The sequence below is a fragment of the Actinoplanes sp. NPDC049548 genome (genome assembly GCF_040676695.1).
In the GTDB taxonomy this organism is placed as follows: domain Bacteria; phylum Actinomycetota; class Actinomycetes; order Mycobacteriales; family Micromonosporaceae; genus Actinoplanes.
In genome coordinates this window covers 1-12,406 of record NZ_JBFAPM010000027.1, presented here as the reverse complement: position 1 = coordinate 12,406, position 12,406 = coordinate 1, and the positions used below count along the sequence as shown (strand labels likewise).

General features: G+C 70.6%; 9 protein-coding genes and 1 pseudogene. 6 read left to right on the top strand and 4 right to left on the bottom strand.

Features of this window, described 5'->3' with window-relative positions; all coding sequences use genetic code 11:
* Positions 1-161: 161 nt before the first annotated feature.
* The 3 genes from AB0J80_RS34510 to AB0J80_RS34500 form a co-directional block, all read right to left on the bottom strand.
* Positions 162-1,151 (bottom strand): malate dehydrogenase, encoded by a 990-nt coding sequence (locus AB0J80_RS34510; RefSeq protein WP_364713546.1) that lies wholly within the window; start codon positions 1,149-1,151, stop codon positions 162-164.
* A 235-nt stretch (positions 1,152-1,386) separates the two neighbouring features.
* Positions 1,387-2,589 (bottom strand): methyl-accepting chemotaxis protein, encoded by a 1,203-nt coding sequence (locus tag AB0J80_RS34505; protein WP_364713545.1) that lies wholly within the window; start codon positions 2,587-2,589, stop codon positions 1,387-1,389.
* Positions 2,590-2,673: 84 nt separating this feature from the next.
* Positions 2,674-5,631 carry a discoidin domain-containing protein gene (locus tag AB0J80_RS34500; RefSeq protein WP_364713544.1) on the bottom strand — a complete coding sequence of 986 codons (2,958 nt, stop codon included), beginning with the start codon at positions 5,629-5,631 and terminating at the stop codon, positions 2,674-2,676.
* A 437-nt stretch (positions 5,632-6,068) separates the two neighbouring features.
* On the opposite strand from AB0J80_RS34500, the gene AB0J80_RS34495 reads away from it, so the two are divergent.
* The 4 genes from AB0J80_RS34495 to AB0J80_RS34480 all read left to right on the top strand — a co-directional run bounded on the left by AB0J80_RS34495 (position 6,069) and on the right by AB0J80_RS34480 (position 9,831).
* Positions 6,069-6,512: a DUF6174 domain-containing protein gene (locus tag AB0J80_RS34495; RefSeq protein WP_364713542.1), complete on the top strand. Its 444-nt coding sequence runs from the start codon at positions 6,069-6,071 to the stop codon at positions 6,510-6,512.
* Positions 6,513-6,586: 74 nt separating this feature from the next.
* The gene (locus AB0J80_RS34490; RefSeq protein WP_364713540.1) at positions 6,587-8,041 is read left to right on the top strand and encodes a sulfatase; all 1,455 of its coding nucleotides are present in this window, start codon (positions 6,587-6,589) and stop codon (positions 8,039-8,041) included.
* Between the two features lie 217 nt (positions 8,042-8,258).
* Positions 8,259-8,531: a helix-turn-helix transcriptional regulator gene (locus AB0J80_RS34485; RefSeq protein WP_364713538.1), complete on the top strand. Its 273-nt coding sequence runs from the start codon at positions 8,259-8,261 to the stop codon at positions 8,529-8,531.
* Positions 8,524-9,831 (top strand): type II toxin-antitoxin system HipA family toxin, encoded by a 1,308-nt coding sequence (locus tag AB0J80_RS34480; protein ID WP_364713537.1) that lies wholly within the window; start codon positions 8,524-8,526, stop codon positions 9,829-9,831. Before AB0J80_RS34485 ends, AB0J80_RS34480 begins: the two co-directional genes overlap by 8 nt.
* 14 nt (positions 9,832-9,845) lie before the next feature.
* Here AB0J80_RS34480 and AB0J80_RS34475 read toward each other — a convergent pair whose 3' ends face one another.
* The gene (locus AB0J80_RS34475) at positions 9,846-10,649 is read right to left on the bottom strand and encodes an SDR family NAD(P)-dependent oxidoreductase (RefSeq protein ID WP_364713535.1); all 804 of its coding nucleotides are present in this window, start codon (positions 10,647-10,649) and stop codon (positions 9,846-9,848) included.
* Between the two features lie 116 nt (positions 10,650-10,765).
* On the opposite strand from AB0J80_RS34475, the gene AB0J80_RS34470 reads away from it, so the two are divergent.
* Positions 10,766-11,950 carry a zinc-dependent alcohol dehydrogenase gene (locus AB0J80_RS34470; protein WP_364713533.1) on the top strand — a complete coding sequence of 395 codons (1,185 nt, stop codon included), beginning with the start codon at positions 10,766-10,768 and terminating at the stop codon, positions 11,948-11,950.
* A gap of 234 nt (positions 11,951-12,184) precedes the next feature.
* Positions 12,185-12,406: pseudogene (locus AB0J80_RS34465) on the top strand (RNA polymerase sigma factor SigF); the annotation flags it as partial.

The following is a 12,406-nucleotide window of genomic DNA, read 5'->3' as shown; positions in this document are numbered from 1 at the left end:
GTGCAAGCCATCGGCCGACGCCGGCCGCCGACCGGTCTCAGCGCTAGGCCGCTGGCGGCCGGCCGGTCTCAGCGCTAGGCCGCTGGCGGCCGGCCGGTCGCAACGCTAGGCCGCTGGCGGCCGGCCGGTCGCAACGCTGGGCCGTCGGCGGCCGCCTCGGCTCAGATGAGGCCGAGGCGGCGGACGGCGTCGCGTTCCTCGATGAGCTCCGCCACGGACGCGTCGATGCGCGACCGGGAGAACTCGTTGATCTCAAGCCCCTGCACGATCTCGAAGCGACCATCGCGGGCGGTGACCGGGAACGACGAGATCAGGCCCTCCGGTACGCCGTAGGAGCCGTCCGACACCACCGCGGCGGAGGTCCAGTCGCCCTCGGCGGTGCCGTTGACCCAGTCGTGGACGTGGTCGATCGCCGCCGACGCTGCCGATGCGGCCGACGACGCGCCGCGTACCTCGATGATCTCTGCGCCGCGCTTGGCGACCCGTGGGATGAACTCGTCGACCAGCCAGGTCCGGTCGTCGGCGAGGTCGGCGATGCTCTGGCCGTCGCGCTGCGCCTGGTGGATGTCGGGGTACTGCGTCGCGGAGTGGTTGCCCCAGATCGTGACCCGGCTCAGCTGCGACACCGAGACGCCCAGCTTGCGGGCGAGCTGCGCCAGGGCCCGGTTGTGGTCCAGCCGGGTCATCGCGGTGAAGCGTTCCGCCGGTACGTCGGGCGCGTGCGCCTGGGCGATCAGGGCGTTCGTGTTCGCCGGGTTGCCGACGACCAGAACCTTGACGTCCGCTGCCGCCCCGCTGTTGATCGCCTGGCCCTGCGGCTTGAAGATGCCCCCGTTGGCCTCGAGGAGATCACCGCGCTCCATGCCTTTGGTACGCGGCCGCGCGCCGACGAGGAGCGCGATGTTAACCCCGTCGAACGCCCGCACGGCGTCGTCGAACACGTCCACCCCGGCGAGCAGCGGGAAGGCGGCATCCTCGAGCTCCAGCGCCGTGCCTTCGGCTGCCCGTACGGCCGCGGGGATCTCCAGCAGCCGCAACCGCACCTGCCGGCCCGGTCCCAGCAACTGCCCGGAGGCGATCCGGAACAGCAGCGCGTAGCCGATCTGGCCCGCCGCCCCGGTGACCGTCACGGTGACTGGTGCCTCTGCCATGAGCCGTTCTCCCGCCGTCAGGAATCAATGATCCACTCGACCCTATCGCCGCCGAGTCTTCATCGTCGGCCTGGTGCCGGTGCCGACGCCGGCATTCCCCAGCCCTGGAAGCCGAGATGTCTGCGGTACCAGGGGCGGCGATCGACGGGCTGCCCGACGAACGGGTCACGCCCGAGGACCCGGATGAACGTCGAGCTCACGTCGACGGCCGAACTATGGACCGACCGGCCGGGCCTCAAGCGGAGACGCGGAAGCGGTCGGCGACCGCGCGGAGCTCGTCCGCGACCCGGTTGAGCTGGGCAACCGCCGTGTCGGCCTCGGCCAGGGTGCCGGTCGTCGCCTCGGCCGACTGGGCGACGCCGTTGATGTTCGTGGCGATGGTCGAGCTGCCGCCTGCCGCCTCGCCGATGCTGCGGCTCATCTCGGCGGTGGTCGCGGTCTGCTCCTCGACGGCGGAGGCGATCGTCACCTGGTAGTCGTTGATCCGCTGGATGATCTCGGAGATCTCGCCGATCGCCTCGACCGCGCCCGCGGTGTCGGCCTGGATCGTCTCGACGCGGCGGGAGATGTCCTCGGTCGCCTTGGCGGTTTCCTGGGCCAGGTCCTTGACCTCCGAGGCGACGACCGCGAAGCCCTTGCCGGCCTCACCGGCCCGGGCCGCCTCGATGGTGGCGTTGAGGGCGAGCAGGTTGGTCTGCTCGGCGATCGCGGTGATCACCTTGACGACGTCGCCGATCTCGGCCGATGACGTGCCCAGCTTGGCGACCATCTGGTTGGTGCTCTGGGCAACCTCGACCGCGCTGGAGGCGACCACGGCGGCGTCGTTGGCGTTCTGGGCGATCTCCCGGATCGACGCGCCCATCTCGTCGCTGCCGGCGGCGACCGTCTGCACCGAGCCGGAGACGTCGTCGGCCGCGGCGGCCACCAGGCCGGCCTGGGCTGCGGCCTCGCGGGCGCTCTCGCCGATCCGCTGGGTCGCTCCGGTGAGCTGGTGCGTGCTGGCGCTCAGCTCCCGGGCACCGCCGGTGAGCTCGGCGACCGCGCTGTGCAGGCCGTCGCGGGCTCGGTTCACGGCGACCGCCATCCGGCCCAGCTCGTCGCGACCGTGTACCTCGGCGGGAACGGTGAGGTCGCCGACGGCGAGCGCCTCCAGGGCGCGGTCCGTGGCCGCCAGCTGGGCCGTGGTCAGCCGGGCCGCAAGGGCGCCGAGGGCCAGTGCCAGCAGCAGGCCGATGACGAGGGTGATGATGACGGCGAGCCGCTCGCCGCCGGAGTCGTCGGCGTCGAGGGACAGCACGGCGATCATCACCGCGGCGACCGCCATCGTCGCCGCGGGCAGCAGCATCTTGACGCTCGTGCCGCGGTCGGCCAGCCAGCCCACGAGGGGACTGCGGCGGACCGTCACCGCTTCGGCGTCGTTCGGTGCAGCGTTCGGCATCCCGCCCCCTTCCGGGTACGGAACGATCATCGCGCCCGGTGCCGGACAACCGCCGCGAAATGCGAAACCTCATACGGGGACCGCTCAGGTGACGGCCAGCTCCACGAGCTCCGCGTCGCCGGGGCGCCAGCCCTCGACCACGACGGCGACGTACCGGGCCTGGTCGCCGAGCGGGCCATAGGTCAGACCGTCCGCCGAGGCCTCGACGTGCCACGCGGGGCGGCGGCCCCGGGTCCAGGCGGCCCGGACGCTTTCCACGGGGGCCACCCGGCCCAGGTCGACCACCATGCGCCCGGTGGGTCCCGGACGCCATGAGGTGGCCGGGTTCCCGTCGACCGCGTGGGCGGGGGACGTCATGCCCGCCGGCAGCGGCGAGGTCGGGAACGTCGTCCGGCCGCGGGCCAGGTCCGCCGTGGGAGTCACCGGGGCGCCGGGCATCGACACGTGGCGTGACTTGCCGGCGGGCACGCGTACCGTTGCGGACCAGGAGCCGCAGCTCAGGGTGACCACCGCTCGGTGGTCGGCCGGGGCGGTGACGGTGACGTGGTGCGAGTCGCGGACGTGGTAGCCGGTGCCGGTCGGCGGGTCGCCGGCGACCGTGAAGCGCGGCGGCTCGACCAGGGCGGTGCCGCCGTCGAGGCTGACCGGCCACTCGAGGCCGTCCTCCGTCAGCAGCTGCTCGCCGCGGTAGAGCTTGCCGCTTCCGGGGATGCGTACCGTCACGTCGCGGACCGGGTCCGGCGAGAGGTTGAAGATGCTGAGGTAACCGTCGGCGTCGCTGACCGTGAGCCCTTCGGCGGTGGGCAGCTTCCTGGCGGCGGTGCGGGCCAGGTCGTTGCGGTTGCCCGCGTACCCCTCGATGAGGGAGGCGTGGGCAGTGACCGAGGTGGCCGTCACGGTGATGTCGCCACCGCCGGGGGTGACGATGCCGGCCCGGCCGTCGATGCCGGCCCAGCGCGCGGCCTTGCGGCTCTCCGGCACGTCGGCCGCGTCGGTCCAGGTGCGGCCGTCGATGGAGGTCTGGATGACGAACCTTTTCCCGTACGCGGCTTCCCAGATGATCCGGGTGCCGGCGACCTGGACGGGCGAGCCGAGGTCGACGGCGAGCCAGCTGTCGGCGCGTCCGCGCTCCTCGCGTGCCACGGCCCAGCGCGTGTCGCGGTTGCCGTCGGTGGCGTTGCGCGCCGCGAACCAGACGTCCTCGGACGAGGCGGTCGGCATCGCGCCCTGGGCCAGGTCCGCGCCCTGGACGTCGAGCACCGAGAAGGTCCAGATCGAATACCCGTACGCGGTGCCGGGCTCGCGGCCGAGCATGCGCACGTAGCGGGCATCGCGCGGGGTGAAGGCGATGTCCTTGGTGATCTCGTCGGTCAGCTCGGCGCGGCCGTCCGCGAAGGTGAACGTTCGGGTCCCGTCGAGCCCCGGCACGCCCGGCATGGTCAGGTTGAACAGCGTGAGGCCGCCCTCGCCCGGCAGGCCCGTGCTCGCGTAGACGACTGTGCCGGTGGGCAGCGTGGCGTACCCGGCGTATCCGCCGTTGACGGCGAGCACGGTCGCGGTCGCGTCGGCGCCGTCGCGGACCTTGGACCAGGCCTGCGTCCATCGGCCGGTGGGGGCGGTGCCGGCCGGCAGGAAGGCCGGCGCCCGGGTGTCGACGAGCCAGTTGTCGTGGGCCGGCTGCCAGAGGAACTTCGTGTGGCCGGGCTTGGTGACCGCCGCCGCGAAGGCGGCCGGCGACTGGTGGACGGTGAGGCCGACATCGTCGCCGAAACTCCGGGTGCCGCTCGCGGCGCGGAAGAACGCCGCCTTCGAGACCGGGGTGACGGGCGTCTTGCGCAGCGTGTGGAAGAGGTACGCGATCGCCAGCTCGGCGCGGGCCTCCGGCTCGTACTTCTCCTCGCCGCTGAACTTGGTGAGCCGGTACTCGGGCTCGTAGTACAGGTACGGCAGCAGCCGCTCGGCGAGGTCGGCCTCGGCCCGGGCCGCGTCCCGATCGCCCCGGACCTGGGCCAGGAACGCGAGCGGGAGCACGTCGCGCCCGTACAGGTGATAGCGGTCCGCGACCATCGGCATGACCGGCTCACCGGCGTCGGTGGCCAGCAGCCGCAGGGTGCGCCACAGCTGCTCGCCGTTGGGCTGGAGGGTCAGCACCTCGGGCAGCGGGCGGCCGGCGAGGAGGAAGTGGATCGCCGCGCGGCCCGCCGTCCGCCACAGTTCGGCCTGGTAGTGCGGGTTGGCGGAGCCGTGGTTCTCGACGATGAAGGTGTCGTGCAGGTTGTGCGCGGTGCTGCGCCGGTCGACCCGGTCGCCGTCGACCACGGCGGGATTGGCGCGGTCGGCCGCCGGCAACGCGCTGGCGTTCGACGCCCAGTAGAGGAAGCGTGCCCGCCAGGCCGCGGCCGATGCGGCGTCCGAGGTCCAGGCGATGCCCGGTGCCAGCGCCTGCGCGTAGACGCCCATCTCCTCGAGCTTGGTGTCGCCGCGCCAGCCGCCGTCGGCGCCGTTCGGCGTCCAGCCGCCGCTCATCGGGTCGTCGCCCGCGTTGAGCTGGTACGCGTACGCCGCCTGCCCCTCGGTGATCCGCTGCACGTTCGTCCTGGTCGGAGCGTCCAGATCGGCCCACATCAGCCGCGCCGCGAGGACGAGGTAAAGCTCGAAGGTCGAGTCCCAGAAGAGCCGCCGCCCCCACTCGGTGCCGCCGGCGAGCCGGTTGCTGCCTGCGTACCGTTGGATGGTCGCGACGGTCCTCGCCTTGAGCGTCTCGGCGTCGGTGCCGGCGAGGTAAGGGTCGAAGTCCGCCATGCCGAGCAGGACCGCGTTGCCCAGCACGGCCGCGAAGCGGAAGTCGGCCGCCTTGTACGCCCCGATCGAGGCGTCCCACTGCTCCTCCACCCACCGGGTGTGCACGTGCAGCAGCTCCCGATACACGCCGGCGACCGGGCCGACGGCCGCCGTCCGCGCCGGCGAGAAGGACGGGAAGGCACTGCTCACACCGCTGATGCCGGCGAGTGTGAGCAGCCGGCGACGGGACAAGGCGAACAAGGGACCTCCCGGGCGGAACAGGATGCCGTGCATAGCCTTCGCTTCAGGCCCGAAGCCTGTCAAATCCCCCCGGCGTACATCCGCACGTAGTCGAAAATGCCCGTCGCACCGGTGGTGTTCATTGGACACGAGACCGACTTTGAGCGGGCCGCCACGCGGCAGCGGGAGGCCCACGCGGTAGCCGGGGGCCGGTCGGTTCCGGAACCAGGATTGCTTGCTTGTTAACTAATGCATCGATGAGACTGTGCGTACCGTCCCCCGACGCACGTCCCCCACGTCGAGGCGCCGGCCCGTCCACCCCAAGGGCCGGCGCCCGCCGTCCCCGCCTGCCGGCCAGCCGGCGCACGTGCTCCGCCGCGGAACAACGAACGTCGGCGTTCCGCCCACCGAACGACGGTTATCGGAACGGCGGCAGCTGGGTGCGCGTCGGATCCGGCGTGACGAGAAACAGTCGATCGCGTCTCTTGATCGCCGGCGGGGCGTGCCTCGCGGCCCTGACGGTCTGGGCCGTCGCGGACCGGCAGCCGGCCACCTGGGTCGAGCCGCCGGCCTACACGTACACGGTGAGGTTCCGCTGCGGCATGGCGTCCCCTCCCGGGCAGTACACGCTGACGGTGGCCGACGGCACGGTCGGCAAGGCCGTGGCCGACGATCCCCTCAGCCGGCAGGTCATGGAGGTCAGGCAGCTGGAGCCCGGCGACTTCCCCACCCTGGGCAAGCTGTTCCGGGAGTATCGGCAGGCCTGGAGCGAGGGCGCGGACGTGACGGAGATCAGCCTCGATCCGGTCGACGGTCATCCGACGAGGATCCGGCTGGACGTCGAGAAGGAGTCCGTCGACGACGAGTCCTGTTACGACATCGTGGCGTTCACCGCGTCCTGAGACGTCTGCCGGCTTTACGCATCCCGTACCTGGGTCGAATCGCCGTCGAGCGATGAGTGCCTAGCGTCCCGCCGATGAAGGTCTCACTGTTTCGTACCGCGGCGCCGCTCGCCGCGGTGATGCTGCTGCTAGCTCTGACCGCGGGTACATGTGAGGGACCGGGTGGCACGACCGCCCGGACGAACGTTGTTCTCGTGCTCACCGACGACCTCTCCGCGAACCTGGTGCAGTACATGCCGAACGTGCAGGCCCTGACCCGGGACGGCACGACGTTCTCGCAGTACACCGTGACCGACTCGCTGTGCTGCCCGTCGCGGTCGTCGATCCTCACCGGCCGCTTGCCCCACAACACCGGCGTGTTCACCAACAGCGGTGACGACGGCGGCTTCCACGTCTTCCAGCGGGAGCAGGAGCGGGACACGTTCGCCACCACCCTGCAGAAGCGGGGCTACCGGACCGCGATGATGGGCAAGTACCTCAACGGCTACCTGCCCGGGGAACACGGGGTGCGTCCCGGCTGGACCGAATGGGACGTCGCCGGAGCCGGCTACAACGAGTACGACTACAACCTCAACGAGAACGGCACGGTCAAGCACTACGGCAAGGCCCCCGGGGACTACCTGACGACGGTCATCGAGGGCAAGGCGACGTCGTTCGTCACCGCGGCGGCCGAGGCGGATGAGCCGTTCCTGCTGGAGGTCGCCACCTTCACGCCGCACGGGCCGTACACCCCGGCGCCGCAGGACGAGCAGGCGTTCCCCGGGTTGAAGGCGCCGCGCGGGCCGAACTTCGACAAGCTGCCCACGGACGCGCCGGAGTGGCTGGCCGGGCGGGAGCCGTTGACCGCCGGGGAGATCGCGAAGATCGACACGGCGTACCGGAAACGGGCCCAATCGGTGCTCTCGATCGACCGGATGATCGGGAACCTTCGGCAGACCCTGCGGAAGTCCGGGGTGGCCGACCGCACGGTCGTGGTCTTCAGCTCTGACAACGGCTTCCACCTGGGCGAGCACCGGTTGACCGCGGGCAAGCAGACCGCATTCGACCACGACGTGCACGTGCCGCTGGTGATGGCCGGGCCGGGCGTACGCAAGGGAGCCACCGTGGACGCCACAGTGCAGAACATCGACCTGCGTCCGACGTTCGAGGAGCTGGGCGGAGCGACGCCCGGGCCTGCGGTGGACGGGCGCAGCCTCGTCCCGCTGCTGCGCGACGGCCGCGCGGCGGACTGGCGCACCATCGGCCTGATCGAGCACCACGGCCCCGTCGACGCTGCCGACGACCCGGACAAGCAGGCGCCGGCCAGCGGGAACCCGCCGACCTACTCGACGCTGCGTGGGCCGGGCTTCACGTACGTCGAGTACGAGGGTGGCGCCACGGAGTACTACGACCGGACCACCGACCCGGATGAGCTCGTCAACTCGGCCGCGAAGCTGCCCGCGGAGCGCGCCACCCAACTGCACGACGCGCTGGACAAGCTCCGGGCATGCAGGGGCGAGGGCGCCTGCCGCGCCGTCTCAGTCGGCTGAGCCGGGCTCGGCCGTCCGCCGGTGCATCATCCGCGTCCTGGACCGGTTCTTCAGCGAGCCGGCCGGCCCCACGCCGGCCGGCCCGTCCGCCCTCAGGCCGGCGCCCGTCATATCCGTTTCATGAGGGCCAATGTGCACGTTCGTGCACTCGGCGTGCGCGGTGCACGAACGTGCACATCAGCTAGGATGTGCATGAACGCGCACATCAGGGGGCAGGATGAGGATCACCAGCGCGCGAGACCTCGGTCTGGCAGTCCGCCAGGCCAGGCAGGATCGGGGCCAGACCCAGGCGGACCTCGCCACCGCGGCCGGAGTGAGTCGTCGCTGGCTTTCCGACCTGGAGTCCGGAAAGGCCACAGCCGAGTTCGGTCTGATCCTGCGCACGCTGGATGCGCTCGGCATCGGCCTCGATGCCTTCCCCGTCGAGCCCGCCCCCGGCGAGCCGGATCTAGACGCGCTGCTCGGAGGCTCCGGGAGCAACCATGGCTGATACGGCCGAAAAGTGCTTGGTGGTCCTCATGGCCGGCAAGCGGGTCGGCGTCGTCGAGCAGGGCGACAACGGGCGCCTCTCGCTGCAGTACGACGAGCAGTGGCGGCTGGAAAGGACCGCCACGCCGCTGTCACTGTCGATGCCGCTGGCACAGCGCACGCATCATGATGCCTCAATTCGGCCGTTCCTCTCGGGGCTGCTACCCGATAACGAACGGGTGATCGAGCGATGGGCGCGGGACTATCAGGTGTCGTCAGGCAATCCGTTCGCCTTGCTCAGGCACGTCGGTGAGGACTGCGCCGGGGCTGCCCAATTCGTGAAACCCGAGCGGGTCGATGCGATCCTCGGCGGCGACGGTGGTGTCCAGTGGCTCGGCGAGGACGTGTTGGCGGAACGTCTGCGCACTCTACGCGCGGATCCGACGTCCTGGCATGTGCACGACAATGGACAGTTCAGCCTTGCCGGGGCGCAGGCGAAGACCGCGCTCTTTTTCGATCCGGGCACCCGCCGCTGGGGCGAGCCGTGGGGCGCAGCGCCTACGACTCACATCCTCAAGCCCGCGGTCGCTGGTCTGGATGAGCACGACCTGACAGAGCATTTGTGCCTGGCGGCAGCGAACCGGGCAGGACTGCCTGCCGCCCGCTCCGAGGTGGTCGCTTTCGGCCGTGAACGGGCCATCGTCGTGGAGCGGTACGACCGCCGGGCCGAGCGGTCCGGGGGGCCGATTCTGCGCGTCCATCAGGAGGACGTGTGTCAGGCTTTGGGGATCGCTCCGACCATGAAGTACCAGAACGAGGGAGGACCGACCCCTGAGCAGATCATCGACCTGTTCAGGCGGGAGATCCACCCGGTAGGCATCGCCGACGCGAACATTGCCCGTTTCGTCGATGCGCTCGCCTTCAACTGGATCATCGCCGGCACCGATGCGCATGCGAAGAACTATTCGCTCCTGCTCGCGGGGCGACAGGTCCGGCTGGCGCCGCTCTACGACGTCGCGAGTGCCCTTCCCTACGACGACATGTACCTGCCCCGACTTCGGATGGCGATGCGAGTGGGCGGCGAAGACCGCATCGAGCGCATCAGCGGACGGCACTGGCGTCGGTTCGCGGAAACCAACCGGCTTGATCCGGAGGAAACCGTGGCACGAGTCGACGCACTCGCCGCGCGGACTCCCGGCTGCTTCGCCGACGCCGCAGGCGATAACGGAGTACGGGCGCTCGGAAGCGCCCTACCCACCAGATTGGCTGACCGCGTCGCTACCCGGGCAGATCAATGCCGACGCGCTCTCGCCCGCGACTGACGGGCGGCTCGACCTCACTCCGCGGAGCCGGGCTCGGCCATCTTCCGGTGCATCTCCGCCTTGGCCTTGTCCGGCATCACCTTGGACGCCGCGCCCTGGACTCTGGTTTTCAGGGAGCCGGCGACGACCTTCTCCTCGCCCTTCATCAGGGCCTTGAAGCCCTGCTCGGCGACCTGCGCCGGGTCGTCCTTCTCGCTGGCGCCGACCTTGGTGTCCATCATCTCGGCGCGTTCGAAGAAGTTGGTGTCCGTGGGGCCGGGCATCAGCGAGGTGACCGTGACGCCGGTGTCCTTGAGCTCGGCGCGGACCGCTTCGGCGAAGGACTGCACGAAGGACTTCGAGGCGTTGTAGACCGCCTGGTAGGTGCCGGGCATCATCGATGCGATCGATGACGTGAAGAGCACGCGGCCGGCGCCGCGCGTCACCATGTCGGGGAGTACGCGCTTGGCGAGGTGCACCGTCGAGGTGACGTTCACGTCGATGATGTTCAGTTCCTGGCGCAGGTCGGTGTCGCGGGTGAAGTCGCCGCCGAGACCGCGTCCCGCGTTGAGGGCTATGGCGTCGATCGGGCGGCCGGTGGCGCGGATGCGCTCGTACAGTTCTTCGACGCCGTCGTAGGTGGCGAGGTCGGCCCGGACGGCGGTGACCTCGTTCTGGCCGTCGCGCCTCAGGTCCACCGCTGCCTGCTCGATGCCCTCGTCCTCGGCGGTGACCAGTAGGTCGTACCCGTGTTCGGCGAACTGCCGGGCCAGCTCGTACCCGATGCCGCTCGACGCTCCGGTGACCACGGCGAACTCGCGGCCGGTGGGTGTCGTCATCTGACTTCGACCTCCTCGTTGTCCGACCTCGGTGTGCCCGGCAAGGAACGTGTTAATCCTCGGCTCCGGCGGGCACGTTGCTCAGTGAGCACCGTTGACGAGAGCCGGAGGACCGCATGCGCGCACTGACTTGGCAGGGCACCTCGAAGGTTTCGGTGGAGACCGTGCCGGACCCCAAGATCCAGGAGCCGACGGACGCGATCGTCCGGATGACGTCCACCGCCATCTGCGGGTCCGACCTGCACCTGTACGACGTCCTGGGGATGTATCTCGACCAGGGCGACATCCTCGGGCACGAGCCCATGGGCATCGTCGAGGAGGTCGGGCCCGACGTCACCCACATCCGGCCGGGCGACCGGGTCGTCATCCCGTTCAACATCTCCTGCGGCTACTGCTTCTACTGCAGCCGCGGCTACTACGCGCAGTGCGAGACCACCCAGGTCAAGGAGCACGGCAAGGGTGCCTCGCTGTTCGGCTACACCAAGCTGTACGGCCAGGTCCCGGGCGGGCAGGCCGAGTATCTGCGGGTGCCGCAGGCGCACTTCGGGCCGATCAAGGTGCCGGACGGCCACCCGGACGAGCGCTACCTGTTCCTCTCCGACGTGCTGACCACCTCCTGGCAGGCCGCGAAGTGGGCGGACGTCGCCCCGGGCTGCACCGCCTTCGTCACCGGGCTCGGGCCCATCGGGCAGATGACCGCGCGGATCCTGCGCCACCTCGGCGCGGAGCGGGTCATCGCCACCGACAATGTGCCGGAGCGTCTGGAGATGGCGCGCCGCCACGGCATCGAGGCGATCAACTTCGACGAGGTCGACGACGTGCCGGCGGCCGTACTGGACCTGACCTCCGGGCGCGGCGCGGACAGCGTGGTCGAGGCGGTCGGCATGGAGGCGCACGGCACGCCGTTCCAGGAGTTCGCGCAGAAGGCGGCGGGGCTGCTGCCCGACGCGGTGGCCCGCAAGGCGATCGACAAGGCCGGCGTCGACCGGATGGCCGCGCTGCGGACGGCGTTCGCCGCGGTCCGCCGGGCGGGCACGGTGTCGATCATCGGTGTGTACGGCGGCCAGGCGGACCCGTTCCCGATGTTCGACCTCTTCGACAAGGGCGTGACGCTGCGGATGGGCCAGGCGCACGTGAAGCACTGGGTCGACGACATCCTGCCGCTGCTCACCGGCGACGACGACCCGCTGGGCGTGGACGACCTGGTCACGCACCGGATGCCGCTGGAGGAGGCGCCGCACGCGTACGACATCTTCAAGAAGAAGGAGGACGGCTGCATCAAGGTGGTGCTGAAGCCCTGACGCGGCAGGATACAGCACTGTAGTGGTTCGCCTACGTAAAGTGACTCATACTTTCGGCTAGTCATGGCTCGACCGGTCAGCTAAGGTCGTCTTAACCGAACGGCCCAGCATGCGCGGGAAACGGCGGTCGTATCGACCGCCGTCCACCCACGAACCGATAAGACACCCTGACCGATCGGGCCCGGCTTCCCCCGCCGGGCCGGCTCTCCGGACAGGTGCCAGGGAGGACCACGAATGACTGTGACCCAGTCGGCTCCGTCGACCACCACGTCGACGACCCTCAGCGAGGCGCCCGCGGACAGCGCCGCCGACCTGCTCAACGCGATGGCCGCCATGCCGGCCGGCCACCCGTCGCGCGCCACGCTGCGTGACCGGGCGATCGAGGCCTGGCTGCCGCTGGCGCGACACCTCGCCCACCGCTACTCCGGCCGCGGCGAACCCACCGACGACCTGATC